General features: G+C 73.6%; 21 protein-coding genes and 1 other annotated feature. Of the genes, 8 read left to right on the plus strand and 13 right to left on the minus strand.

What is annotated here, in order from left to right; all coding sequences use genetic code 11:
• Positions 1–163: 163 nt before the first annotated feature.
• From M3673_RS07320 to M3673_RS07330, 3 genes are all read right to left on the minus strand, one after another.
• Positions 164–1,051 carry an MOSC N-terminal beta barrel domain-containing protein gene (locus M3673_RS07320; protein WP_251532717.1) on the minus strand — a complete coding sequence of 296 codons (888 nt, stop codon included), beginning with the start codon at positions 1,049–1,051 and terminating at the stop codon, positions 164–166.
• A gap of 95 nt (positions 1,052–1,146) precedes the next feature.
• Positions 1,147–1,737, minus strand: a complete 591-nt coding sequence (locus M3673_RS07325) for a GNAT family N-acetyltransferase (RefSeq protein ID WP_251532718.1) — start codon at positions 1,735–1,737, stop codon at positions 1,147–1,149.
• Positions 1,734–3,512 (minus strand): thioredoxin-like domain-containing protein, encoded by a 1,779-nt coding sequence (locus tag M3673_RS07330; protein WP_251532719.1) that lies wholly within the window; start codon positions 3,510–3,512, stop codon positions 1,734–1,736. Before M3673_RS07330 ends, M3673_RS07325 begins: the two co-directional genes overlap by 4 nt.
• 157 nt (positions 3,513–3,669) lie before the next feature.
• Here M3673_RS07330 and M3673_RS07335 point away from each other — a divergent pair, with 157 nt between their 5' ends.
• The 3 genes from M3673_RS07335 (at position 3,670) to M3673_RS07345 (ending at position 7,560) form a co-directional block, all read left to right on the plus strand.
• Positions 3,670–5,454 carry a GAF domain-containing SpoIIE family protein phosphatase gene (locus M3673_RS07335; RefSeq protein WP_251532720.1) on the plus strand — a complete coding sequence of 595 codons (1,785 nt, stop codon included), beginning with the start codon at positions 3,670–3,672 and terminating at the stop codon, positions 5,452–5,454.
• A 41-nt stretch (positions 5,455–5,495) separates the two neighbouring features.
• Complete coding sequence (locus tag M3673_RS07340) at positions 5,496–6,335, plus strand: maleylpyruvate isomerase family mycothiol-dependent enzyme (protein WP_251532721.1); 840 nt, start codon at positions 5,496–5,498, stop codon at positions 6,333–6,335.
• 289 nt (positions 6,336–6,624) lie between these two features.
• Positions 6,625–7,560 carry an oxidoreductase gene (locus tag M3673_RS07345; protein ID WP_251532722.1) on the plus strand — a complete coding sequence of 312 codons (936 nt, stop codon included), beginning with the start codon at positions 6,625–6,627 and terminating at the stop codon, positions 7,558–7,560.
• 47 nt (positions 7,561–7,607) lie between these two features.
• Here the strand turns inward: M3673_RS07345 and M3673_RS07350 are convergent, their stop codons facing one another.
• Entirely contained in the window at positions 7,608–9,449 is a 1,842-nt protein-coding gene (locus M3673_RS07350) for a hypothetical protein (RefSeq protein ID WP_251532723.1), read from the minus strand.
• 38 nt (positions 9,450–9,487) lie between these two features.
• Between M3673_RS07350 and M3673_RS07355 the strand changes: the two genes are divergently transcribed.
• Both M3673_RS07355 and pgm read left to right on the plus strand, forming a co-directional pair.
• The gene (locus tag M3673_RS07355; protein ID WP_251532724.1) at positions 9,488–9,652 is read left to right on the plus strand and encodes a hypothetical protein; all 165 of its coding nucleotides are present in this window, start codon (positions 9,488–9,490) and stop codon (positions 9,650–9,652) included.
• Positions 9,653–9,728: 76 nt separating this feature from the next.
• The gene (gene pgm, locus M3673_RS07360; RefSeq protein WP_251532725.1) at positions 9,729–11,372 is read left to right on the plus strand and encodes a phosphoglucomutase (alpha-D-glucose-1,6-bisphosphate-dependent); all 1,644 of its coding nucleotides are present in this window, start codon (positions 9,729–9,731) and stop codon (positions 11,370–11,372) included.
• 137 nt (positions 11,373–11,509) lie between these two features.
• On the opposite strand, the gene M3673_RS07365 is transcribed toward pgm, so the two are convergent.
• From M3673_RS07365 to M3673_RS07400, 8 genes are all read right to left on the minus strand, one after another.
• On the minus strand, positions 11,510–12,868 hold the full coding sequence (locus tag M3673_RS07365; RefSeq protein ID WP_251532726.1) for an FAD-binding protein: 1,359 nt from the start codon (positions 12,866–12,868) through the stop codon (positions 11,510–11,512).
• On the minus strand, positions 12,865–13,632 hold the full coding sequence (locus tag M3673_RS07370; RefSeq protein ID WP_251532727.1) for a hypothetical protein: 768 nt from the start codon (positions 13,630–13,632) through the stop codon (positions 12,865–12,867). Before M3673_RS07370 ends, M3673_RS07365 begins: the two co-directional genes overlap by 4 nt.
• The gene (locus M3673_RS07375; protein ID WP_251532728.1) at positions 13,632–14,024 is read right to left on the minus strand and encodes a muconolactone Delta-isomerase family protein; all 393 of its coding nucleotides are present in this window, start codon (positions 14,022–14,024) and stop codon (positions 13,632–13,634) included. The genes M3673_RS07370 and M3673_RS07375 overlap by 1 nt, the downstream gene beginning before the upstream one ends.
• A 63-nt stretch (positions 14,025–14,087) precedes the next feature.
• Positions 14,088–14,858 (minus strand): ABC transporter ATP-binding protein, encoded by a 771-nt coding sequence (locus tag M3673_RS07380; RefSeq protein ID WP_251532729.1) that lies wholly within the window; start codon positions 14,856–14,858, stop codon positions 14,088–14,090.
• Positions 14,855–15,574, minus strand: coding sequence for an ABC transporter ATP-binding protein (locus M3673_RS07385; protein WP_082503315.1), 720 nt, complete (start codon positions 15,572–15,574; stop codon positions 14,855–14,857). The genes M3673_RS07380 and M3673_RS07385 overlap by 4 nt, the downstream gene beginning before the upstream one ends.
• Positions 15,571–16,653 (minus strand): branched-chain amino acid ABC transporter permease, encoded by a 1,083-nt coding sequence (locus M3673_RS07390; protein WP_056864939.1) that lies wholly within the window; start codon positions 16,651–16,653, stop codon positions 15,571–15,573. The genes M3673_RS07385 and M3673_RS07390 overlap by 4 nt, the downstream gene beginning before the upstream one ends.
• Positions 16,650–17,669: a branched-chain amino acid ABC transporter permease gene (locus M3673_RS07395; protein WP_251532730.1), complete on the minus strand. Its 1,020-nt coding sequence runs from the start codon at positions 17,667–17,669 to the stop codon at positions 16,650–16,652. The genes M3673_RS07390 and M3673_RS07395 overlap by 4 nt, the downstream gene beginning before the upstream one ends.
• A 35-nt stretch (positions 17,670–17,704) precedes the next feature.
• Positions 17,705–18,925, minus strand: a complete 1,221-nt coding sequence (locus M3673_RS07400) for an ABC transporter substrate-binding protein (RefSeq protein WP_228941543.1) — start codon at positions 18,923–18,925, stop codon at positions 17,705–17,707.
• 232 nt (positions 18,926–19,157) lie between these two features.
• On the opposite strand from M3673_RS07400, the gene M3673_RS19600 reads away from it, so the two are divergent.
• The 3 genes from M3673_RS19600 (at position 19,158) to M3673_RS07415 (ending at position 22,343) form a co-directional block, all read left to right on the plus strand.
• Entirely contained in the window at positions 19,158–19,946 is a 789-nt protein-coding gene (locus tag M3673_RS19600) for an IclR family transcriptional regulator (protein ID WP_056864942.1), read from the plus strand.
• Between the two features lie 8 nt (positions 19,947–19,954).
• On the plus strand, positions 19,955–20,965 hold the full coding sequence (locus tag M3673_RS07410; RefSeq protein ID WP_251532731.1) for an aldolase/citrate lyase family protein: 1,011 nt from the start codon (positions 19,955–19,957) through the stop codon (positions 20,963–20,965).
• Between the two features lie 98 nt (positions 20,966–21,063).
• Positions 21,064–22,343 (plus strand): IS3 family transposase gene (locus M3673_RS07415; RefSeq protein WP_251532732.1). Its coding sequence is split into 2 segments (ribosomal slippage): positions 21,064–21,337 and positions 21,337–22,343, totalling 1,281 coding nucleotides; the frame shifts between segments, so codons are not numbered across the junction.
• Positions 21,333–21,467: a sequence feature (AL1L pseudoknot), on the plus strand. (Overlaps the previous gene by 135 nt.)
• A gap of 606 nt (positions 22,344–22,949) precedes the next feature.
• Here the strand turns inward: M3673_RS07415 and M3673_RS07420 are convergent.
• Entirely contained in the window at positions 22,950–24,212 is a 1,263-nt protein-coding gene (locus M3673_RS07420) for a hypothetical protein (RefSeq protein WP_251532733.1), read from the minus strand.
• Positions 24,213–24,277 lie beyond the last annotated feature (65 nt).

Genomic DNA, 24,277 nt, shown 5'->3' on the forward strand with positions numbered 1-24,277 from the left:
GGGGCACAGTCGTGCCCCTCCCCCTAGCACGCGGAGAGGTCGTCCGGGCCGGGTCGCCGCGACTCCGCGAGCGCAGGCTTGGCGCGTGGATCGCAGGCGGCTGGTGCGTGCGATCCACGCGTCAGGCCCGAGGGTCCAGGCCCGAGGGTCCAGAATCGCGGGCTCAGGCGGGGCGCACGGGTCCGCCGCCGGGCGCAGCGGCCTCGAGGACGACGACGGGGTCGCCCACGCGCACGACCGGCGGTGGCGCCCCGGCGGGGAGACCGGTCAGGTCGGGGACGAGGTTGACCCCGAACCACGTGGCGCCGTCCCAGCGGCGGATCCGGGCCAGGGAGGCGATCGGCTCGCGGCCGCGCTCGGCGGTGTCGGGGTCGACGGTGGTCATCACGCAGCGCGCACAGCCCTTCACGGCGCGGAGCACGACGTCGCCGACCTGGACGCGGCGCCAGTCGTCCTCGGCCCAGGCGCTGGTGCCGGCGACGACGAGGTTGGGACGGAAGCGGGTCATGCCCAGCGGCTCACCGGCGGGCTGGTGGGTCTCCTGGCTGCGCTCGAGCACGGCGTCGTCGAGGGCGGCCAGCGAGGCCAGGGTGGTGACGAGGAGCGGGTAGCCGTCGGCCAGCGACACCCGGTCGTCCGCGTCCGAGAAACGGGGGTCGGTCGGGCGCTGGGCCGGGTCGTCGAGGTGCACCAGCCGGGCCGGGCGGCCCAGCACGCGGGTGCTCCAGTCGTCGGCGTCGGGCCCGGCGGCGGCCACGTCGAGCACCGACCCCCACAGGTGCGCGGTGACCCGCTCGGCTCCGGCGGGCAGCGCGACGTCGAGCGGCTCGGCACCGGGGGCGTGCAGGCGCACGCCGTACGCCGTCTCCTCGGGGCGCACGAGCAGCAGCCCGTGGACCTCGCGTGCGGTGAGCGCGTCGCCGTCGGGGTCGACGAACATCCAGCGCCGGTCGCCCGCGAGGCCCCAGGGCTCGACGGCCGCGTCGGCGAGGCTCTCGCCGCGGCAGGACTTGACCGGGTAGCGGTGGATCGACCGGAGGGTGGCGCTCACGACGGTGAGGCTAGTCGCCAGGGGCGCCCCGGCACGCGAGCGCGGCGCGACGCCACCACGCCCGCAGGTCGGCCTGGGCGCTCCGCCGGCCCCGCCTACGCGTCGCCCGCGCCCGGGCTGGCGGCGCCCGGAGCGGCAGCGTCCTGGGTCAGGTCGAGGCGGGCGACGGTCTCACCCTCGCTGAGCTCGCCGGTGGGGACGAAGCCGAGGCCCGCGTAGAAGGGGGCGGGGCTGCCGGGGCCCTCGTGGTAGGTGACGTAGGCCGCCGAGCAGCCACGCGAGCGGAGCTCGGCGCAGACCGCCCTCACGGCGGCGGCGCCGTGGCCGCGACCCTGGTGGGCGGCGTCGACGTTGAGCCGCCACAGACCGCTGCGGACGTCGGCGGGGTCGTCGTCCCACTCCACGTCGAGGAAGGCCATGACGAAGCCGACGACCTCCTCGCCCGGCTGCCGGGGAGGCCCGGCGGTGGTCCCGCCCGCGGGCCGCGTCGCGACGATCGCGCGCGGCCAGGCGACCGGACCGTGCGCGTAGGCCTCGGCCAGCGACTTCGCGACCGAGCCGACGAAGTGGTCCTGGTCGGGGCGCACGGCGACCTCGAGCAGGGCGTCGATGTTCTCCCCCGTGACCGGGTCGAGACGCACGCCCCCGGCACCGGCGGCAGCGGCCCGGTCGGCGGCAGCGCTCACGAGGCACCACCGAGCGGCAGCTCGAGCACGGCAGGGGCTCCGGCGGCGATCCGCACGGGCACGCCCCAGTCCTGCTGGTGCATCCGGCAGGCCGCGCCCTCCCCGCCGTCGGCGTCGCACGAGGCGGCGCGCGCCGCCACGTGGAGCACGCCCTCGCCCACGTGGGGGTCGAGCTCGAGCACGCGGGTGAGGTCGGTGCCGCGACCCGAGCCCGAGCGCAGCAGCGCGGGCGGCGTCGCCTCCACCACCAGCTGGGCGGCGGGGCCGAAGCGGTCGTCGACCTTCTGCCCCGGCGGCGGCTCGAAGCTCACCACCAGCTCCACGCCGCCGGCGACCTCGGTGACCGGGCGTTGGGTGACGTGGGCGAACCCCCCGGCCCGGGCGACCTCGCGCCCCAGCGGCACACGGGTCAGGCGGTGGGCGGTCGACTCCACGACGACGAGCACGGCGGCGTCACCGGGCTGCCCGCCGACCTCGACGTACGCCGCACTGGGCTCGGCCAGGTCGGTGGCGAGCGTGGTGAGCCGGCCGGTCGCGGGGTCCCAGCGCCGCACGGCGCCGTTGTAGGTGTCGCACACCGCGACGCTCCCGTCGGGCAGGACCGTGACGCCGAGCGGGTGCTGCAGCAAGGCGGGCCCGTCGGCGCCGCCCGCACCGTCGCGGAAGCCGAACTCGAAGAGACCGGAGCCGACCGCGGTGCCGACCTGCCCGTCGGCGTCGATCCACCGCAGCGAGGAGGTCTCGGAGTCGGCCAGCCACATCCGGTCGCCGGCGGGGGCCAGCCGCGAGGTCTGCGCGAACCACGCCTCGGGCCCCGGCCCGTCGAGCAGGCCCTCGTGGCTGGTGCCGGCGGCGACCTCGACGGCGCCGGTGCGGGGGTCGAAGGTCCACAGCTGGTGCACCCCGGCCATGGCGACCCAGACCCGCCCGCGCCACCAGGCGACGTCCCACGGCGAGGAGAGCCGGCTGGTGCCGTCGAGGTCGGTGGCCTGGTGGCCGTCGCCGGCGAGCACGCGGGTCTCCCCGGTGGCCAGCGTCAGCCCCTGGAGCCGGTGGCCGACGGTGTCGGCGACGACGACGTCGTAGCCCACCTCGGTGGCCAGGTCGGACGGCAGCAGGCACAGCCCGTTGGGCTCGCGGAAGCCGCCGACGCGGCGCACCACCGCGCCGTCGGCGTCGAGCTCGACCACCTCGTCGTGGCCGGCATCGGCCACCAGCACCGACCCGCCCGGCAGCGGCACCGCCGAGGCCGGGAAGCGCAGGTCGGTGGGCTCGACCACGGGCGGCACGTAGGGCGAGCCGGCCGGCTGCAGGGTGCCGCGCTCGCGGTGCTCGGCGACGAGCTCCTCGAGCAGGGCGGCGACGGCGTGGGCGTGGCCCTCCCCGGCGTACTGCGCGACGACGTAGCCCTCCGGGTCGATGAGCACCAGGGTCGGCCAGGCGCGGGCGGTGTAGGCCTGCCAGGTGACCAGGTCGGGGTCGTCGAGCACCGGGTGGTGCACGGAGTAGCGCTCCACCGCGGCGGCCAGGGCGTCGGGGTCGGCCTCGTGGACGAACTTCGGGGAGTGCACGCCGACCACGACGAGCTCCTCGGCCCACTGCTCCTCCACCGGGCGCAGCTCGTCGAGCACGTGGAGGCAGTTGACGCAGCAGAAGGTCCAGAAGTCGAGCAGCACGAAGCGCCCGCGCAGGTCGCGCAGGGCCAGCGGCCCGTCGGTGTTCAGCCAGCCGCGCCCGAGCAGCTCGGGGGCGCGCACACGGGGTCGACGACTCATGGGCTCCAGCCTAGGAGGGTGCGCAGGAGGGCGCCCCGACGGTCGGGGGAGGGCGCCGGGCGCGTGCGGGCCAGCCTGGGGAGAACAGCCGAAGACGCAGGTGAGAGGCTCGGCAGGCGGTACCGTCGACCCTGTCCACACCGAGGAGACCCCGCCGATGAGCAGCGTCGTCACGACCGGGGTCCTCGACCCCGCGCCGTACGACGCGTATGCCCGCATGGTGCAGCGCCTGCTCGACGTGCCGGTGGCCCTGGTGACCCTGGTCGAGCCCGAGCGGCAGTGGTTCCCCGGCGCCGTGGGCCTGCCGGCCGAGGTCGAGGCCGTGCGCGAGACCCCGCTGTCGCACTCGGTGTGCCAGTACGTCGTGGCCGACGCCTCCCCCCTGGTCATCGAGGACACCCGCCTCGACGACCGGCTGCGCACCAACGGCGCGGTCGTCGACCTCGACGTGATCGCCTACGCCGGCTGGCCGCTCACCGACCACGCCGGCCTGGTCATCGGCTCGCTGTGCGCCATCGACCACCGGCCCCGGGCCTGGAGCGAGGACGACCTCGCGGTGCTCGAGGACGTCGCCGCGGCCTGCTCGGCGGCGCTGTCGGAGCGCCGGCTGCGCGAGCTGGCCTCGGAGTCGGCGCGTCGCGCCCACGACCTCTCCAGCCGCAGCCGGGTGCTGCTCGCGCTCAGCGAGGCCCTCTCGGCCACCCTCACCCTCACCGACGTGGCCGCCGCGCTCCAGCGCACCGCCCTGGAGCAGCTCGGCTGTCTGCGCGCCGGCCTGTGGGTCACCGACGCCCACGACCCGATCCGCTCCGCCGACCTGCCGCTGGCCCAGCCCGCGACCCGGGGGATGCTGCGCTACGTCAGCCCCGCGGGCGACACCTGGGGCTCGGCGCGGCTCAACCACGCCCTGGCCCTCGACGGCTCCAACCCCGTGGGGCACAGCGTGGTGGACCAGCGGGCGATCAGCTTCCCCGACACCGAGACGCAGAACCGCCGCTACCCCGACCTCGACTACAGCGAGCAGGTCGGCCAGGCCCGCAGCTTCTGGCCGCTCGTCGAGCGCGGCGAGGTGCTCGGCGCGATGGCGCTGGTCTGGGAGGAGCGGCGCGTCCTCACCGACGACGAGCTCGTCACCCTCGGCGCGCTCGCCGCCTACACCGCGCAGGCCGCCCGCCGCGCCCTGCTCACCGGGTCGCAGGCCGACTCGCTGGTGACTCTGCAGCGGGCCCTGCTGCCACGACTGCCCGAGGGCGGCGCCCTCAGCCTCGCCGCGCGCTACCGCCCCGCCGCCGAGCGCGACCAGGTGGGCGGCGACTGGTACGACGCCGTCACCCTCGCCTCGGGCGCCACGAGCCTGATGATCGGCGACGTCGTGGGCCACGACGTGGCCGCGGCCGCCACCATGGGCACGCTGCGCACGATGCTGCGCGCGCTGACCTGGTCGCACGGCGACGCCACCGCGCAGAACGTCTCGCGCCTCGACGCCGCCATGCGCGACCTGGGCGTGGAGGGCATGGCCACCCTGGTGCACCTGTGGGTGCAGCCCGACACCGGCGACGGCGCCCGGCCCGGGGACGCCGTGCTGCGCTGGACCAACGCCGGCCACGTGCCGCCGCTGCTGCTCGACCCCCACGGCACCGCCCGCCTGCTCGCCCCCGAGCCGGCCGACCTCATGGTGGGGGTCGACGCCACCGTCGAGCGCCGCGAGCACACCGCGCGGGTGGAGGCGGGCTCCACGCTGCTGCTCTACACCGACGGCCTCATCGAGCGCCGCCGCGAGAGCATCGACGCCGGCCTGGCCCGCCTCGCCGCCGTCGCCGCGCGCCACCACGCGCTGGCGCTGCCCGACTTCCTCGACGCCGTGCTGGCCGACGCCGCCGACGACAGCGACCACGCCCACGACGACGACGTGGCGCTGCTCGCCGTACGGTTCACGGGCTGAGGCGTCCCGGCCGGCGACCGGGCGGGCCCTAGGGTGACGGCATGGACGACCGTGAGCTGCTGGCCGGGTGGGTCGCCGTGTGGTGGAGCGCCGTCGAGGACCTCACCACGCTGCTCGACTCCCTCTCCCCCGAGGACTGGGAGCGCCCCACGGCGCTGCCGGGCTGGGACGTGCGCGCCGTGGTCGCCCACGTCGCCCACCTCGAGACCGTGCTCGCCACGGGCGAGGAGGAGACCGCCGAGGTCGGCGAGCCCGCCCACGCGCGCGGCGTGATGGGCCACTACACCGAGATCGGCGTGGTCAACCGGCGTACGACGCAGCCCGCGGCCCTCGTCGACGAGATCCGCCGCGCCACGGCCGCCCGCCACGCGTGGCTGCAGGAGCACCCGCCCACCGACGCCTCGGCGCGACCCGACGTGGCTTTCGGCGGCATGCCCTGGGACTGGCGCACGCTGCTGCGCAACCGCCCGCTCGACGTGTGGCTGCACGAGCAGGACGTGCGCGACGCGGTCGGGCGCCCCGGCGGCGAGGACTCCCCGGCCGCGGTGCACACCGCCGACTACCTCTCCGACGGCCTCGGCTTCGTGCTGGCCAAGCGCGTCGGCGCCGCCCCCGGCACGACGCTGGTCCTCGAGCTGGAGGGCCACGCGCCGAAGGCCTTCGGGATCGGCGAGGACGGCCGCGGCCACCGCCTCGACGCCGCCCCCGCCGACCCGACCCTGCGGCTGCGCACCGACCGCGGCACCTTCGTGCGCCTGGCCGGGGGCCGCCTGCACGGCACCGAGACCCTCGCCGGCCTGCGCGCCGACGGCCGGCTGGTCGTCGAGGGCGACGCCGACCTCGCCGAGACCCTCCTCGCCCGCATCGCCACCACCCCCTGACCCGCCTCGTCACGCCGCGACGACCGACACCTCCTCGGCGATCGAGGAGGAAGCGGCCACGCACCGGCACCCACGACGATCGAGGAGGAAGCGGCCACGCACCGGCACCCACGACGATCGAGGAGGAAGCGGTCACGCACCGGCACCCACGGCGATCGAGGAGGGAGCGCCAGCGACCGTCTCGAGATCCCCGCACCCGCCCTCCCAGCCCCACCACGACCAGCCCCACCACGACCAGCCCCACCACGACCAGCCCGACACCAGCCCGACACCCACACCCGGAGACCCCATGACCGCCACCGACACCTGGCGCCTCGCCGACATCCCCGACCAGGCCGGGCGCACGATCGTCGTGACCGGCACCAGCGCCGGCGGGCTGGGCCACCACACCGCCCTCGAGCTGGCCCGCCGCGGCGCCCGCGTCGTGCTCGCCGGGCGCACCGAGTCGAAGCTGGCCGAGACCGACCGGCTCATCCGCGCCGAGGTGAGCGAGCCCCGCGTGGAGCGGCTCGTGCTCGACGTGGCCGACCTGGCCTCGGTGCGCCGCGCCGCCACCGAGGCCTCCCGCCTCGGGCCGATCCACGCGCTGGTCAACAACGCCGGGGTCATGGCCACCCCGCAGACCCGCACCGCCGACGGCTTCGAGCTGCAGCTGGCCACCAACCACCTCGGCCCCTTCCTGCTCACCGGCCTGCTGCTGCCCCAGCTGGTGGCCAGCGGCGAGGCCCGCGTCGTCGCCGTCTCCTCCCTCGGTCACCGGATGGCGCGCCGCGCCCCGCTCGGCGACCCCCGCGACACCTCCGGGCGCTACAGCCGCTGGCTGGTCTACGGCCAGACCAAGCTGGCCAACCTGCTCTTCACCTACGAGCTCGACCGGCGCGCCCGCGAGGCCGGCCTGCCGGTCAAGGCGCTGGCGGCCCACCCCGGCTTCGCGGGCACCCACCTGGTGGCCAACGGCGCGGTCGGCCGGGCCAGCGGCGGCCTCGCCTCCATCCTCGGCGGCGCCACGCGGGCGGTCTCGCAGTCGGCCGCCGCGGGCGCCTGGCCCACGCTGATGGCGACCACGGCGGACCTGCCGGGCTCGACGTACTGCGGGCCGAGCGGGCTCGGCGAGCTCGGCGGCGCCCCCCAGGTCGTCACCAGCAACGCTCTCTCCCACGACGCCGACGCCCAGCGCCGGCTGTGGGAGGTCAGCGAGCGGGCCACCGGCATCACCTACCCCTGACCGCCCACCCGGCCAGCCCGATCCCGGTCCGCACGGCGGCCGACGGCTCAGTCGGCGTCGCGGACGCGGACGAGGCCGCCACGGGTGCCGACGTAGGCCGCGCCGTCGGGGCCGAGGGCGACCGGGGAGCCGGTGGGGTCGGCAGGGTCGACGAGGGGGCCGAGGCCCAGGCGCACGCCGAAGGCGGTGTGGCCGGTGGCGGCCTCGACGGCGGTGAGGTACCACGCGTCGGCGCCCCACCAGCTGCGCCGCTTGGTCGGCAGGTAGACCAGCCCGGTCACCGGCGAGACCACGGCGCCGGCCGACGGGGCGACCAGGTCGGTGCTCCAGCGCTCCACGCACTCGCCGTCGACGACGTCGACGCGGGCCACGCCGCCGCTGGGCGCGCGGCCGAGCAGGGTCGGCGACCAACCCGAGGAGCCGGCGGTGTTGGCGACCACGACCCCGCGGCCCACCGAGACCAGCGGGCCGCGGGTGGCGCTGTGGTCGTCCTTGAAGAGCGCCGCCGAGCAGACCTCGGAGCCGTCGCGAGCGTCGAGCACGCGCAGGTGCATCCGCGGCTCGGCGTTGTCGGTGAGGGCGACCAGCCCGCCGGCCAGCGGCACCGGCGGCGTGCCGGTGCCCTGGTCGGGCTGCCCGTCCTTGACCTCTCCACCGCGGTCGTAGGCCGCGCGCCACACCACGCCCGGGCGACCGCCGCGCAGCGCGAGGCGGTACGTCGCGGCCGTGCTGCTCACCAGCACCTCGCTCCCCGCGGTGCCGGTCGAGCCGCCGGCCGACCCGCCCGCCGGCCCGCCCGCCGACCCGCCGCCCGGACCGCTGGGCGAGGCCGCCGCTGACCCGCCGGTCGTGCCTCCTGCGGCGCCCGCGGCGCCCGCGGCGTCGCCAGCCGAGTCGCCCGCAGAGCCGCCCGCGGGCGCGACCACGAGCGGCTGACCGACGGTCTCGCCGAGGTCGGTGGTGCGCACGGTGCCGTCGGGGTCGACGACGCCGACGCGGCCGTCGCGGGTGACGAACCACAGCCGCCCGCCGCCGGCGCCGCTCGTGCCCGTCGGGCCGGCGGGCGCGGCGGCGGAGACCAGGCAGTCGCCGGCGGGCACGGCGGCGGAGACGTCGACGTCGCGCACCACCGTGAGCTCGCCCCTGTCGTCGCCGATCGCCACGACCAGCACCCGCCGGTCGAGGGTCGGCACCACGGCGCCCGTGCCGTCGGCGGTGGCCGGGAGGTCCCCAGCGGCGTCGTCACCGGCAGCCTCGCCGCCGTCGCCCTCGGCCGCACCCCCGGAGCCCGCGCCGGAGCCCCCGTCACCGAGCACGGAGGCCACGGAGGAGGTGGTGGCGAAGGCCGAGGCGCAGGCGCCCGCAGGCTCCTCCGCTGCTCCGTCGGACCCGCCCGCAGAGTCGGACTCGCCGGACCCCCCGGCGGCCAGGTCGAGGGTGTCGCGGGCGCGCAGCGAGTCGGCGCCGACCAGTCGCAGGGTCGAGCCGCAGCGCGCGAGCAGCGCGTCGCCGGCGGCGGTGACGCCCCAGCAGCGCCCGCCCCAGCCGAACCAGCGCGAGGTCACCCCGGGCGACTCCCCGCGCGGGCCCGGCCCGCCCGCGACGTCGAGCAGCGGCTGGGCGGCGACGGGTCGCCCGACGTAGGCCGGGGTCACCAGCGCGCCCGGCCCGGGCGGCACGGGCAGCCAGCCGGCGGGGGCGACCACCGCGATGCCGACGGCCGCGGCCACCGCGCCGACCCACGCCGCGGCGACCCGCGGGGTCGGTCGCAGCCAGGCGCGCACCGCCGGGTGGAGCAGGCTCGCCAGCGCGAGCACCAGCACCCACGGGCCCAGGGCGAGCCACAGGACGGCCACCCCGACGAGGGCGGCCGTGCGCTGGTGCCTCACGCCCCCGGACCCCCGCGACGCACCACGCCCGTGACCACGTGAGCGACCCGGTGAGCGACCCGGCCGGCGTCGGCGCCGCCCGCCACCCGGCCCGTCGTACCTCTCGTCAGCCCGCCGGTCACCCCGTCAGCGACACCGCCAGCTACACCGCCGACCACCCCGTCGACCCCGTCGGCCGCGCCGCCCCCGTGGGACGCGTGTGACTGGAGTGACGACATGGAGCGATCGTAGGCCGAGGGGTGGTGCCCCCGCTGGGCTTTCGAGGCCATGATGAGCCCCATGAGCAGCCCCCGCGCCGGACAGCCCGCCGAGCCCGCCGACCTCGTCGACGTCGCCCACCTCGTCACCGCCTACTACACCGGCGAGCCCGACCCCGACGACGTCGACCAGCAGGTCGCCTTCGGCACCTCCGGGCACCGCGGGTCCTCGCTCAAGACCTCGTTCAACGAGGCGCACATCCTGGCCACGACCCAGGCGATCTGCGACTACCGCCGCGAGCAGGGCTACGACGGCCCGCTCTTCATCGGCCGCGACACCCACGGCCTCTCCGAGCCGGCCTGGGCCACCGCGCTGGAGGTCCTGGTGGCCAACGACGTCACCGTGCTCGTCGACGACCGCGACGCCTACACCCCCACCCCCGCGGTCTCCCACGCGATCCTGCGCGCCAACCGGGGCCGCACGAGCGGGCCGGGCCTGGCCGACGGCATCGTCGTGACCCCCTCGCACAACCCGCCGGCCGACGGCGGCTTCAAGTACAACCCGCCCCACGGCGGGCCGGCCGACTCCGACGCCACGAAGGTCATCGCCGCGCGCGCCAACCAGCTCATCGCCGCGGGGCTCCACGACGTGCGCCGCGTGCCCTTCGCGCGGGCGCGGGCCGCGGTGTCGACGTACGACTTCCTGGGCGGCTACGTCGACGACCTGCCCCAGGTGGTCGACCTCGAGGCGATCCGCTCCGCGGGCGTGCGCATCGGCGCCGACCCGCTCGGCGGCGCGGCGGTGCACTACTGGGGCGAGATCGCCGAGCGCCACGGCCTCGACCTCACCGTGGTCAACCCGCTGGTCGACGCCACCTGGCGCTTCATGACCCTCGACTGGGACGGCAAGATCCGCATGGACTGCTCCTCGCCCTCGGCGATGGCCTCGCTGGTCGCGCAGAAGGACGCCTACGACATCGCCACCGGCAACGACGCCGACGCCGACCGCCACGGCATCGTCACCCCCGACGCCGGGCTGATGAACCCCAACCACTTCCTCGCCGTCGCCATCGGCCACCTCTTCGGCGGCGCGCGCCCCGACTGGCCGGCCTCGGCGCGCATCGGCAAGACGCTGGTGTCGTCGTCGATGATCGACCGGGTCGCGGCCTCGATCGGCACGCCGCTGGTGGAGGTGCCGGTGGGCTTCAAGTGGTTCGTGCCCGGGCTGCTCGACGGCTCCTTCGGCTTCGGCGGCGAGGAGTCGGCCGGGGCGTCGTTCCTGCGACGCGACGGCTCGGCCTGGACCACCGACAAGGACGGCCTCATCCTCTGCCTGCTGGCCTCGGAGATCCTCGCCACCAGCGGCAGGACCCCCTCGCAGCACTACGCCGACCTCGTCGCGCAGCACGGCGACCCCGCCTACGCCCGCATCGACGCCCCCGCCACCCGCGAGCAGAAGGCCGCGCTCGCCGCGCTCTCCCCCGACGACGTCACCGCCACCACGCTGGCCGGGGAGGAGATCACCGCCAAGCTCACCGAGGCCCCCGGCAACGGCGCCGCCATCGGCGGGCTCAAGGTGACCACCGAGTCGGCGTGGTTCGCCGCGCGCCCGTCGGGCACGGAGGACGTCTACAAGATCTACGCCGAGTCCTTCCAGGGCCCCGACCACCTCGCCCAGGTGCAGGCCGAGGCCCGCGACGTCGTCTCCGCCGCCCTCGGCGCCTGACCCCCGCCACGGCAGCGGCGTCCGCGGCCGCGTCCGCGTCTTACTGACCGTTGCGACCACTACCTGACCGTCACAACGCCCTGCCAGTAGTCGCAACGATCAGTAAGACGCGCCGGTCGCGTGCGCCGCCCCCGGGCTCAGCGCCCCGCGGCCACGTGCTCGGCGGCGAGGAACGACAGCCCGAGGGCGGGGAGCAGGCCGTTGCCGGCGAGGTAGCCCGCGGCGCCGTGCCCGGAGATGCCGGCGGCGGCGCCCCCGGCGGCGTAGAGACCGGTCACGGGGCCGTCGGCGCGCTGCACGCGGGCGTGCTCGTCGACGACCAGCCCGCCCTGGGTGTGGAAGAGCGCGGGGGTGACGGGCACGGCGCGGTACGCCGCAGCCAGCGGCGCCTCCCACCGCGTGCGCCCGTGCGGGTCGTCGGCCTCGCCGCTCGCCGCGGCGCGGGCCGCCTCGAGCGTCGCGCCCAGCACGCCGGCGTCGACGTCGATCGCGGCGGCCAGGCCGGCCACGTCGGCGGCGGTGCGGGTGACCCCCGACTCGACGGTGTCGCGGTAGTCGGTGAAGGACTGGCACGCCTCGTGGATCCGCTCGTCGAGCACCAGCCAGCCGCGCCCGCCCTCGGCGGCCTGGAGCGCCGCGGCGTACTCGGAGTAGCCGGTGGTCTCGTCGCCGAAGCGGCGCCCGGTGGTGTCGACGACGACGGCGCCGTGCATGACGGTGGCCCAGCCGGCCAGGGTGGCGGCGGGGGTGAGGGCGGCGTGGCCCTGGTAGGAGTCGAGGTAGGCGGTCTGCGCGCCGAGCCGCTCGCCCAGGCGCAGGGCGTCGCCGGTGGAGCCCTCGCTGCCGTGGTAGGTCGCGCCGGCGATCTCGGGCAGGTGGCGGGCCACGAGCTCGCGGTCGGCGCCGAAGCCGTTGGTGGCCAGCAGCACGGCGCGGGTCGGCACGCGCTCCTCGCCGTTGGGGGTCTCGACCACGGCCTCGCACACCGCGCCGTCGTCGTCGAGCACGACGTCGACGAGCCGGGCCGGCACGAGCAGGTCGACGAGGTCGCTGGCGCGCGCGGCGCGCACGAGGTCGGCCAGCATCGCCTGCCCGGCGCGGCCGGGCACGGTGTGGCAGCGCAGCGCGGAGTGGCCGGGGTAGCCGAAGTCGGTGACCAGCGAGAGCGGCAGCCCGGCCTCGTCGGCCAGCCACTCCACCAGCCGGGCGCTGACCCCGGCCAGGGCCACGGCGAGCCGCTCGTCGGCCTGGCCGTGGGTCTTGGCGCGGATGTCGTCGACGAAGCGCTCGGCGGAGTCCTCGACCCCGGCCTCGCGCTGCCAGCGGGTGCCGGCGCCGGGCACCATCGCGGTCGACATGGCGGTGTTGTTGCCGCGCGCGAAGTGCTCGTTGCGCTCCACCACCAGCACCGAGAGGCCCAGCGAGGCGGCGCGCAGCGCGGCCACCAGCCCGCCGCCGGCGCCGGCGACGACGAGGTCGGGACCCTCCGCGATCATCGGGTCGCCCCCGTCGTGGCCGGGGCAGCGGTCGTGGCGGGCGAGGCGTCGTCGAGCCGGCCGGTCACCCGCGCCCGCAGCCCGAGGAGGGCCAGGGCGGTGGCGGTGGGGTCGAGCACGTACGGCGCCCGCGCCTGCTCGGCCACGTCGACCGCCGAGCACGCGTTGAGCACGAAGTCGCAGTCGAGGCCCCCGACGGTGCGCTCCACCGCCGCGGCCCAGGTGGCGTCGTCGGCGATGTCGTCGACCGACAGGTCGAGCACGGCGGTCGGGGCGACGGTCGCGGCGGCGTACTGGCCCAGGCGGCGGTCGAGCTCGGCCGCGATCGGGGCGTTGCGGGCCACGGCGCCGAGGCGGGCGCCCTGGCCGGTGACGAAGGCCGCGGTGAGCCGGCCCAGGCCGAGCACCGGCCGCGCGAGACCGGCCAGGCCCTCGCCCGCGGCCCCCTCGCCCTCGGCGAGGTCGGCGAGCGGGTCGAGCACGCAGTCGGGGAGGTAGGCGTCCCAGCCGGTGGGGTCGACGGCGGCGTAGCGGGCGTGGAGCGCCCGCTCGCTGGCCCGCACGTCGTCGGCGGTGTCGAGGGCGCGCGGCAGGCGCGGGGTCTGGCCGTCGGGCTCGCCCGTCGCGCCTCCCCCGGAGCTGCCGGGGTCGAGGTGCTCGAGCACGACAGTGACGCCGGCGGGCGCGAGGGCGTCGTAGCGCGCCTGGCGCCGGGCCAGCTCGGCGTCGTCGACGACGATGGGGGTGATGGCGAGCAGTCGCATCAGGCGGGGTCTCCCTGGGTCGGGTCGGTCGGGCCGGCGGGCGGCGCGGGCGTGCCGGGGGCGGCGTACGCCGTCGCCGCGCCGGGCGGCTGCGCCTCGGGGCCGAGGCCCAGGGCGCGGGGGTCGTTGGGGTGCGCGGCGAGCGGGTGGACGGTGATGTCCATCCACGGGTGCAGCGGCAGCGAGGTCAGGCAGGCGTGCAGCTCGGTGGCGTCGGCGACGTCGTAGAGGCTCCAGTTGGCCCAGCGGCCCGGGATGCGCCAGAGCCGCCGCAGCTGGCCGGCGGCGGCGAGGCGCTGGCCCTGGGCCAGCTCGCGGGCGAAGACCTCCTCGCGCTGCTCGACCGGCGTCTCGGGCGGCCAGACGATCTCGATGTGCACCAGGAACTCCACGCGCTCCCCTCCTCTTCTCTCTGCTCGCGCCCCTCGACCGACGGTCGGGCTGTGCGGTCGGGGTCAGACCCCGAGGTAGGCCTCGCGCACGCGCGGGTCGTCGGCCAGCTCGGCGCCGGTGCCCTCGAGCACGATGGCGCCGCTCTCGATGACGTAGGCGCGGTCGGAGATGGCGAGGGCCTGGGAGGCGTTCTGCTCCACGATGAGCACGGTGACCCCGGAGTCGCGGATGCGGCCGATGGCCTCGAGCACCTGGGCGACCAGGTTGGGCGCGAGGCCCACCGAGGGCTCGTCGAGGGTCAGGCAGGCGGGCCGCGCCATCATGGCCCGCCCGATGGCCAGCATCTGCTGCTGCCCGCCCGACATGGTCTCGGCCTTCTGGGCCCGCCGCGCGGCGAGGATCGGGAAGAGGTCGAAGACCTCCTCCAGGGAGGCCTTCACCGTGGAGCGGGGCTGGGAGTAGGCGCCCATCTCGAGGTTCTCGATGACCTGGAGGTCGCCGAAGAGGGCGCGGTCCTGGGCCACGTGGACGAGCCCGGCGCGCACGACCTGGTGGGGTTTCATCTTGTGCACCGCGGCGCCGTCGAAGAGGATCTCGCCGCCGGTGACCGAGACCAGCCCGGCGACGGCGCGCAGCGTGGTGGTCTTGCCCGCGCCGTTGGCGCCGATGAGGGAGACGATCTCGCCGCGGGCGACGTGCAGGTCGAGGCCGTGGAGGATCTCCAGGCGGCGGTAGCCGGCGTGCAGGTCGCGCAGCTGCAGCAGGGAGTCGCCCGGCGGGCGGTGCGGCGCGGGCGCCGTACCCGGGGTGGGAGTGGGGGTGGGGGTGCTCATGCGTAGTCCTCTCCGAGGTAGGCCTCGACGACCCGGGGGTCGGTGATGACCTCGTGGGGGTCGCCGAGGGCGAGCTCGGCGCCCTCGGCCATGACCAGCAGGCGCTCGGAGAGCGCCATCACCGCGGCCATGATGTGCTCCACGAACATCACCGTCATGCCGTCGGCGTGGATCTCGCGCAGCAGCTCGATCATGGGGGCGCGCTCGGCGGGCACGAGCCCGGCGAGCACCTCGTCGAGCAGCAGCAGCCGCGGCTCGAGGGCCAGGGCGCGGGCGAGCTCGAGGCGCTTGAGGCCGGCGGTGGGCAGGCTGCCCGACGGGGAGTGGACGTAGCGGTCCAGCTGCACCCGGTCGATGACCTCCAGCGCGGCGCGGCGCGCGGCCTTGCGGGAGCGGTGGCGGCCGTGGGCGGCGATGGCGACGTTGTCGAGCACGCTCATCGACTCGAAGGGCCGCATCAGCTGGAACGTGCGCACCAGCCCGACGGAGGCTACCTTGGCCGGCCCCCAGCCGGTGATGTCCTGGCCGTCGAAGACGACGCGGCCGCGGGTGGGCTCGAGCTGGCCGGCGAGCAGCGAGAAGAGCGTGGTCTTGCCCGCGCCGTTGGGCCCGACGATGCCGAGGAACTCCCCGTCGGTGACGTCGACGTCGACGTCGCGCACGGCGGTGAGGCCGGCGAAGGTCTTGGTCAGCGACTCCACGTGCAGCAGCGTCATGAGCGGAACCGATCGCGCAGGGTGCCGTAGATGCCCTTGGGCATGAACAGCACGATGAGGACGAGCAGGGCGGCGTAGATGGCGACGTCGAGGCCGGTCACGCCCTGGAGGAAGGCGAGGAACTCCGGCGGGTCGCGCAGGATCTGGGCGATCCACTCCGAGAGCGGGCCGACGACCAGGGCGCCGACGAGCGGGCCGAAGACGGTGCCGATGCCGCCGATGACGGCGGGCACGATCGCGTTGACCGAGACCCCGGAGCCGAAGGCCTGCTCGGGGCCGACGAAGAAGTAGTACTGGGTGTAGAAGGCGCCGGCCAGCGAGGTGAAGGCGCAGCTGAGCGCGACCGTGACGAGGCGGTAGCGCATGACGCGGATGCCGAGGGAGGCGGCGGCGACCTCGTCGTCGCGCACGGCCTGCACGTACTGCCCCGCGCGGGAGTTGACGAAGGCGACCGTGCCGAAGAGGCCGAGGGCGAGCACGGCGAGCGGGATCCAGAAGTAGATCGGGCTGCCCTGCTCGAACTGCATCATCGACCAGGAGTCCTCCAGCAGCAGGGGCACGTTGAAGCCCTCGGTGCGGCGCAGGAAGTCGAGGTTCTGCACCGCGAGCAGGAAGACCTGGGCGAAGGCGAAGGTGGCCAGCGCGAAGTAGGCCCCGGCCAGGCGGTAGCGCAGGCACAGGAAGGCGATGAGGGTGCCGGCGGCCGCCGAGATCGCCGCGCCCACCAGCATCGAGATCCACGGCGAGACGCCGTGCTCGACCAGGAGGTAGGCGTCGGTGTAGGCGCCGATGCCGAAGAAGGCGGCGTGGCCGAAGCTGAACATGCCGCCGTAGCCGCTCATCAGGTTCCACCCCACCGCCAGGATCGCGAAGATCAGGGTGCGGATGGCCACGGCCTCGGTCTGCTCGTCGAGGAGCAGGGGCAGTACGGCGAGCAGCGCGACGATGAGCGCCAGCGCGGCGTAGGTGCGCGAGGTGGAGCGGTCCTTCAGGCGCGGGTCGTCGAGACCGACGCTGGGGCGGCGCGTGGCGCCGGGGGCGGGGGTGCCGGGCGTGCCGGCGGTGCTGGTGGCGCTCATCGGGTCGCTCCGAAGATGCCCTGGGGGCGGAAGAAGAGGACGAGGACGAAGACGCCGAAGACCAGGATCAGCGAGCCGGTGCCGGGCAGGTAGAGCGCCCCGACGGTCTGCACGAGGCCGATGATCAGCCCGCCGACCACGGCGCCGGCGACGTTGCCGAGGCCGCCGAGCACGACGATGACGAAGGCGAGGATGGTGAACTGCTCGCCCACCGACGGGGTCAGGCTGAGGAAGGGCGCCATGAGGCCGCCGGCCACGGCCACGCAGGCCGAGCCGATGCCGAAGGTCAGGGCGTAGACCCGGCTGACGTCGACGCCGACCAGGGAGGCGCCCTGGGTGTTGGCGGAGACCGCGCGGATGGAGAGGCCGAAGGAGGTGCCGCGCAGCAGCAGGGTCAGCGCCCCGGCCACGAGCAGCGCTCCGCCGAAGGCGATGAGCCGCTCGTAGGACATGATCGCGTCGAGGATCTCGACGCGGCCGCTGACCGAGCCCGGCACGCGCAGCGGGCGGCCGCCGAAGATCATCAGCAGCACGTTGACGATGAGCAGCGAGAGCCCGAGCGTGATGAGCAGCGGGCCCTCCTCGTTGCCGGCCATGGTGAGCTTGTTGAGCAGGGTGGCCTGCACGAGCACGCCGAAGAGGAACATCACCGGCACGGCCAGCAGCGTCGCGACGTAGACCGGGATGCCGCCGGAGGTCGACATCTCGTAGACCAGGAACATGGCCATGGTGAGCATGGCGCCCTGGGCGAAGTTGACGATGCCGAGCACGCCGAAGATCAGCGTGAGCCCGACCGAGACGAGGGCGTAGACCCCGCCGAGCAGGAGGCCGGTGGCCACCGACTGGGTGACCAGGCCGGTCTCGCGCTGGCCCACGGTGTAGACGAGGGCCAGCGCGACCACGACGGCGGCCAGGACGAAGAGGGGCGCCGCCGGCAGCTTCAGGCTGCGGCGCTCCCGGTCGGGCTCCACGGCGGTGGGGCCTCCGGGATCGGTGGCGGTGGGGCTCGTTGTCATCCGGGTGTCATCCGTTCCTGACGGCGGGGGCCGCCTCAGCGGTTGGTCGGGTAGACGGGCTCGCTGGTCGTGAAGTCCTCGGGGAAGACCTGCTCGACCTCGCCGTCCTGGATCTGCATGACGATGACGGTGGCGTTCTCGTTCTGCCCGGTCTCGTCGAAGGTGATGGGGCCGTCGAAGGCCAGCAGCGGGTCGTCGACCTCGATGCCGGCGAGCGCCTCGCGCACGGCCTCGGGGTCGTCGGAGCCGGCCTCCTCGAGGGCCTGGGCGATGACGACGACGGCCTGGTAGGACAGCATCGAGGCCGTCTCCATGGGCTTGCCGTACTCCTCCTCGAAGCGGGTGCGGATGTCCTGCACGCGCTCGTCGGTGGCGGCGTAGTGGTAGTTGGCGCTGAGCACCTGGTTGCCCGCCTGGCCGGCGTCGCCGGGGAAGGCGCCGTCGTCGAAGCCGCCGTTGGCCACGCCGTAGACGGCGTCGATGTCGGGGCCGAGGGCCTCGACGGCCTGGGCGATGAGGAGGCTGTCGGGGTAGTAGCCGGTGGCGACGATGACGTCGGGGTCGGCCGCGGCGGCCTCGCGCACCTGGGTGGTGGCGTCGGTGAAGTTGGTGCCGGGGTAGGTGACCTCCTCCAGCACCTCCACGCCGTTGGCCTCGGCCTCCTCGGCGAAGGCGTCGAAGACGCTCTGGCCGAAGGCGCCCTCGATGTGGATGTAGGAGACCGACTCGATCGGCTCGTCGTTGGCCTCGGCCAGCGCGATGAGCGCCTTGGCGCCGTCGGTGCCCATGCTCGTGGCGTTGGGCTGGATGCGGAAGGTGTTCTGGTAGCCCTGCTCGAGGATCGAGTCGTCGACGGCGACGTCGATGACCAGCGGCACACCGGAGCGCTCGGCCACGGCGGAGACGTTGGCGGTGACGTCGCTCTGGTAGGTGCCGACCAGGGCGACCGCGCCCTCGCTGATCAGGCGCTGGGCCTCGCTCTGGCCGCTGTCGGCCACGCCCTTGCTGTCGCCCTCGCCGAGGGTGAGCTGGGCGCCGTCGAGGGCCTCGATGCCGCCGGCGGCGTTGATGTCGTCGACGGCCATCTGGGCGCCGTTGTTCATCAGCGAGCCGACCCCGGCCAGGGCGCCGGTGAGCGGGTGGACCGCACCGATCATGATCTCGCCGTCGGCGCTGCCGGAGGAGCCGGAGCCGCCGCAGGCGGAGAGGGCGAGGGCGCTCGCGGCGAGCGCCGCGGCGAGGGAGACCTTCTTCATGGTGCTGGACCAACCTTTCGTGCCTGGGGCACAGTGTGCGTTCCTCTTGGGGGAACAGTGGCCTGAGTCGGTGCGCTCCGCTGAGCGGAACGTCTGACGGGCACCCGAGCGGCCCTCGATCGACGTTCCAGTGAGTATGCACGCCTCTCACGGGGATTTCTAGGGGCTATCCCCCGCGAAACGCAAGCGTTACAGTTCCGGTCAGCGAAACGCTACGACGAAAGAAGGCGCCGTGAGCACAGACCCGATCCGCGGAGAGGCCGCCCGGGAGACCCCGGGCGGAACGGAGTCGGCCGACCGGGTCGCCGACGTGCTGCTGCTCTTCGCGCGCTCCGAGGACCCCCTCGGCGTCTCCCGCATCGCCCGCGACCTGGCGCTGAGCAAGGCGGTGGTGCACCGCATCCTGCAGTCGCTGTCGTCGCGCTCGCTGGTGCAGCCCGTGCCCGGCGGCTCCAGCTACGTGCTCGGCCCGGCCGCGGCGGGGCTGGCCGCGCGGGCCTGGAGCCAGCTCGACGTGCGCTCGGTGGCCTCGCCGGTGCTGCGCAAGCTGCGCGACGCGACCCGGGAGACCACGACGCTCTCGGTGCTGGTGGGCGACCAGCGCATCTACCTCGACCAGTTCGAGAGCCCGCAGGAGATCAAGATGGTGGTCGAGATCGGCCCGCGCTTCCCCCTGCACTCGGGCGCCTCGAGCCGCGCGATCCTGGCCCACCTGCCGCAGCCGCTCATCGACGAGGCCGTGCGCCAGCTGGTCGCGCTCAAGCCCGACACCGACGTCGAGGCCTACCTCGCCGACCTCGCCACCTCCCGCGAGCGCGGCTACGCCGTCTCCCTCAACGAGCGCAACACCGGCGCCGCCTCGATCGCCGCACCCTTCTTCGACGTCGCGGGCAACGTGCTCGGCTCGGTCAGCTCCTCGGGCCCGGTCTTCCGCTACGCCGACCTCGCCGACGGCGCCGACGAGCGCCAGACCCGCCTGGTGGTCGAGGCCGCCAACGACATCACCGACCGCCTCCGTTAAGGACCCCCGTGCTCCCCCGCTCCTTCCTCTACGTGCCCGGCAACCGCCCCGACCTCTTCGACAAGGCCGCCGGCGGCCAGGCCGACGCCGTCGTCCTCGACCTCGAGGACGCCGTGCCCCTGCCCGCCAAGGCCGAGGCCCGCGAGGCCGTACGCCGCTGGCTCGACGCCCGCGACTCCACCCTCGGCGCCCAGGCCTGGGTCCGCGTCGACCCCGCCGCCCTCACCGCCGACCTCGACGCCGTCCTCCACCCCCACCTCGACGGCCTCTTCCTCGCCACCGCCACCCCCACCGCCCTCGACGCCCTCACCACCCACCCGGCGTGGCAGGACGAGTCGCGGTGGTTGAGGAGCGAGCGCCAGCGAGCGTCTCGAAACCACGACCCGAGCGGTCAGCCGGTGGTCGAGGAGCGAGCGCCAGCGAGCGATCGCCCGGTGGTTGAGGAGCGAGCGCCAGCGAGCGTCTCGAAACCACCCACCCCAGCGGTGATTGAGGAGCGAGCGCCAGCGAGCGTCTCGAAACCACCAAGCGTGGTCGCCCTCATCGAGTCCGCCCAAGGCCTCCAGACCCTCCAGCAGATGTCCACCCACCCCGCCCTGACCGCCTTCGGCATCGGCGAGGTCGACCTCCTCGGCGACCTCCGCGTCACCCGCACCCACCGCACCGAGGCGGTCATCCTCGCCCTACGCACCCAGGTCGTCGTCGCCAGCGCCGCCGCCGGCTTGGAGGCCCCGGTCGCCCCGACGTCGACCGACTTCCGCGACCTCGACGCCTTCGGCGAGAGCACCCGCCTCGCCCTCGACCTCGGCTTCCGCTCCCGTACGGCGATCCACCCCGCCCAGGTGCCCGTCATCCACGACGCCCTCGCCCCCACCGCCGACGAGGTCGCCGCCGCCCAGGACGTCGTCGGCCGCTACGAAGCCTCGGGAAGCAGCGTCGCCCTGGACAGCGCGGGGCGGCTCATCGACGGCGCTGTAGTACGGGGCGCCCGAGAGACTCTGGCGCGAGCGGGTACATAAGCGGCGAAGTCACGCACGCTCGTCGGCATGTGCCGAGATTGTCTTTGAAGCGCCCCAGGTTTGATGCCGCATCCTTTTGAGTTGGAAGGATGCGAACCATGCCGAAGAAGATCGATCCGAAGGTCAAGGAGCGGTGCGTGCGGCAGGTGCTGGAGCACTTGCCGGAGTTCCCGTCGTTGACCGCGGCCGCTGAGGTCGTTGCTCGCCGTGAGGGCCTGGGCAAGGAGACGGTGCGCCGCTGGGTCGTCCAGGCCCAGATCGACGGCGGACAGCGTCAAGGTGCAACCAGCGAGGAGCTGGCCGAGATCAAGGACCTGAAGGCCAGGGTCCGCCGGCTGGAGGAGGACAACGAGATCCTTCGCAGGGCCTCGATTTTCTTCGCGGGGGAGCTCGACCCCCGCAACCGCTGATCGTCGCGTTCATCGACGAGCTGCGGGCCGATGGTCACGCGGTCGAGTCGATCTGCCGGGTCCTGCGCGAGCAGGGCTGCCAGATCGCCGCGCGGACCTACCGCGACTGGCCGGGCGCTCACCGCCGGGTCGCAGCCAGGACGATCAGTGACGCGATGGTCACCAACCAGGTCCGCGACCTCGTCTGGCGGATCGACCACGAGGGCGTGCGTCGGATGACACCCGAGGGCCTGTACGGGCGCAGGAAGATGACGGCGCTCGTGCGACGCACGACCCCCGGTGCTTCGCCCGGATCGGTCGACCGTGCGATGAGATCCCTTGGCCTGCAAGGGATTCGCCGCGCCAAGGGGATCCGGACCACGATTCCGGCCGAGGACGGCAAACGGGCCGGGGACCTGCTCGACCGGGACTTCACTGCTGACGCACCGAACCGGACCTGGGTCATGGACTTCATCTGCGTCCGCACCTGGGTCGGGTTCGTCTACGTCGCGTTCATCCTCGACGTGTTCGCCCAGAAGATCGTCGCCTGGAACGTGGCACCTACCAAGGCCGTCGAGCTGGTCGACGTGCCGCTGAGGATGGCGCTGTGGCAGCGCGGCCGTGAGGGGCACCCCGTCGTGAGGGGCGAGTTGATTGGCCACGCGGATGCCGGGTCTCAATACACCTCGATCACGTTCACCGACCACCTCGCCGACGAGGGCATCCGGCCCTCGATCGGGTCAGTTGCCGATGCGTATGACAATGCGCTGATGGAGTGCGTGATCGGCCTCTACAAGACCGAGTGCATCCGCACCACGGTCTTCCACGCCGGCCCCTACCGGACCATCGGCGACGTCGAGTACGCCACCGCCGGCTGGGTCGACTGGTACAACAACAGGCGCCTGCACGGCACCCTTGGGATGATGACCCCCGTGGAGTTCGAGCAGGCCCACTACGCGGCCCTCAACCGAGAGCCGCAACCCGTATAGGAGCGGCAGAGAACCTGGGGCGCTTCACACTGACTGACACCCCCGAGCGAGTAGTCGCGGAGTTGCGGCGCCGCTTCCCCAGTCGCACGTTGGGCGCTGACTGGCGACTGGTGGTGCGTGAGAGTGATTTCGCCGTCATTGAGGCCAATTCGGGCGCGCACCTCCGCCTCGCCGAGGTCGCGGCGTGCCGCCGGCGGAATGTCACCACAGCGCGCGGTCAGCACATGGACCGTTGAGCTCAGCGGCGAGTGCGATCTTTAGAGTCTTTGTCGCGATCACGTCAGCGCGATCACTGAGTGCGTCAACGCAACGCAATCTTGTGTTCGGCATGTCCGGCGTCCGCCAAGAGGCGGAAGGACGCTGCTACGCCCGGTCGGTATACGGGGAGAAGGGAGTGCGCGCGGTGGCTGCGTGAGGGTCCTGCCCCGAATCCGCGGTCGACGAACAGGCGTGTCCCGGACTCATACGCTCATACCTCGACCCTGGCAGCGCAACATAGATCGACGTGACGTGGGTAGGCACCTCGTAGCCGCACTCGTGCCTATGTCCGTCTCGGCATGCGCATACGGCAGTTCCACTGGCCGCATTCCGCCAAGGTCAAACCTGCTATTGAGGGTATTGCACCCAATTGCTCGGTCCCATCTGTGCTTGTGAATCATGCCTCTCGCTGTCAGGCAGCCAGTACGGGAAGCGCCCGGACACGATCCGCTCTTTGGTGGCGATAAACTCCCTATTGAGTGCCAAGCTATGGCCAGACAGGTTTTCCCCAGCCATGGTCATCAAGGTTCGGGGGTAGGACCTCCATCGAGCCAAGAGGCGCTCCACGAGGAAGTTCTCCAGGGACTGAAAAGCTGCGAATCCATCTAGGGTTTCCTGAGGGTTGGGGACTTTGGCCCCATGGACCACCGAATTTCGCAGTGCATAGAGCTCACGAAAGTATCGACCGGCTGGCGTGCCTTGCTGCAGACTCCAGTTTCCGCCTAGTAGGTGTGGAAGTTCGGACTTGAGGAGTTTCGCTAAGGGAAGCTCGGACGCTGGGTCGGGCAGAACGTGATCGTCCGCGCCGGCGGACTCTTCCATCGAGTCGAGGCACAACATCCGGTAGGTGTCAAACAGAAGTGACTCAGCAGCGGTATTGAGACTCACTACAGCATTGATCATGTCGGCTTGTCGAAAACGCGCATACTCTGCACGCGCCTTCCACGTTCTGGCTGTCAAGAACGGATGATTCCACTGCTCGTCCCAGTGCCTACCGGACAACATCTTCATGCCCCACTCCGGCACTGAGTCATCCTCAACGTGCCAGTGCTCCGAATTGACGATCAACGGTCCTGTCGCGTGCCACTCACGGCTAGCGTCGCGCCTGCCCATTGCGACCAAGTGACCGATGTCTCGAGCCAGTACTTGGGTGGCCCGATAGTCGAACGTGGAGTTCGTATATGCGCGCAACATCGCGTTCAGTCCTGTCAAACATCTCGACAGCGCCTGAATTTCATCGGCGTGGGGAGCCGCTGTTGTTGCGACCCGCGGCTCTCCCTTCAACTGGTCCATCGGAGTCTCGAGAGAAACCCAAGTCGTCTGTTGGGAGACGTTGAAGGGGGCGTCTCGCTCGCCCGACTGGTGCTCGCCATGACGGTAGAAGGAGTTTAGCGCCTGGTCCAAGCCATATGGCAGTAGATTCGCGAAAGGAATTTCGCCGGGAATGAAGGTAGCGGACACGAAGGGAAACTCAAATGCCGCCTTCTCGCGGTCGACAAACGACCACTTCCGGTCAGTGACGATCCAGTTGAGGCCGGGCGGCAGCCGAAGTCGGAATGGCAACGGAAAAGCGAAAGTATAGATGACACCTTCGTCGTGTTCCGATATCATTGCCCCTCGACTTCTTTAGAGTGTATGGAGGAAGAACGCCCCGCTCTTGCAGCTACGCGTAGCGG

It is taken from the genome of Nocardioides sp. P86 (genome assembly GCF_023712465.1).
In the GTDB taxonomy this organism is placed as follows: Bacteria; Actinomycetota; Actinomycetes; order Propionibacteriales; family Nocardioidaceae; genus Nocardioides; species Nocardioides kribbensis.

Bases quoted from the DNA above. Each gene is read 5' to 3' on its own strand.
- M3673_RS07330 (WP_251532719.1), bottom strand. From the start codon at position 3,512: ATGAGTCGTCGACCCCGTGTGCGCGCCCCCGAGCTGCTCGGGCGCGGC.
- M3673_RS07335 (WP_251532720.1), top strand. From the start codon at position 3,670: ATGAGCAGCGTCGTCACGACCGGGGTCCTCGACCCCGCGCCGTACGAC.
- M3673_RS07340 (WP_251532721.1), top strand. From the start codon at position 5,496: ATGGACGACCGTGAGCTGCTGGCCGGGTGGGTCGCCGTGTGGTGGAGC.
- M3673_RS07345 (WP_251532722.1), top strand. From the start codon at position 6,625: ATGACCGCCACCGACACCTGGCGCCTCGCCGACATCCCCGACCAGGCC.
- pgm (WP_251532725.1), top strand. From the start codon at position 9,729: ATGAGCAGCCCCCGCGCCGGACAGCCCGCCGAGCCCGCCGACCTCGTC.
- M3673_RS07365 (WP_251532726.1), bottom strand. From the start codon at position 12,868: ATGATCGCGGAGGGTCCCGACCTCGTCGTCGCCGGCGCCGGCGGCGGG.
- M3673_RS07370 (WP_251532727.1), bottom strand. From the start codon at position 13,632: ATGCGACTGCTCGCCATCACCCCCATCGTCGTCGACGACGCCGAGCTG.
- M3673_RS07380 (WP_251532729.1), bottom strand. From the start codon at position 14,858: ATGAGCACCCCCACCCCCACTCCCACCCCGGGTACGGCGCCCGCGCCG.
- M3673_RS07385 (WP_082503315.1), bottom strand. From the start codon at position 15,574: ATGACGCTGCTGCACGTGGAGTCGCTGACCAAGACCTTCGCCGGCCTC.
- M3673_RS07390 (WP_056864939.1), bottom strand. From the start codon at position 16,653: ATGAGCGCCACCAGCACCGCCGGCACGCCCGGCACCCCCGCCCCCGGC.
- M3673_RS07395 (WP_251532730.1), bottom strand. From the start codon at position 17,669: ATGACAACGAGCCCCACCGCCACCGATCCCGGAGGCCCCACCGCCGTG.
- M3673_RS07400 (WP_228941543.1), bottom strand. From the start codon at position 18,925: ATGAAGAAGGTCTCCCTCGCCGCGGCGCTCGCCGCGAGCGCCCTCGCC.
- M3673_RS07420 (WP_251532733.1), bottom strand. From the start codon at position 24,212: ATGATATCGGAACACGACGAAGGTGTCATCTATACTTTCGCTTTTCCG.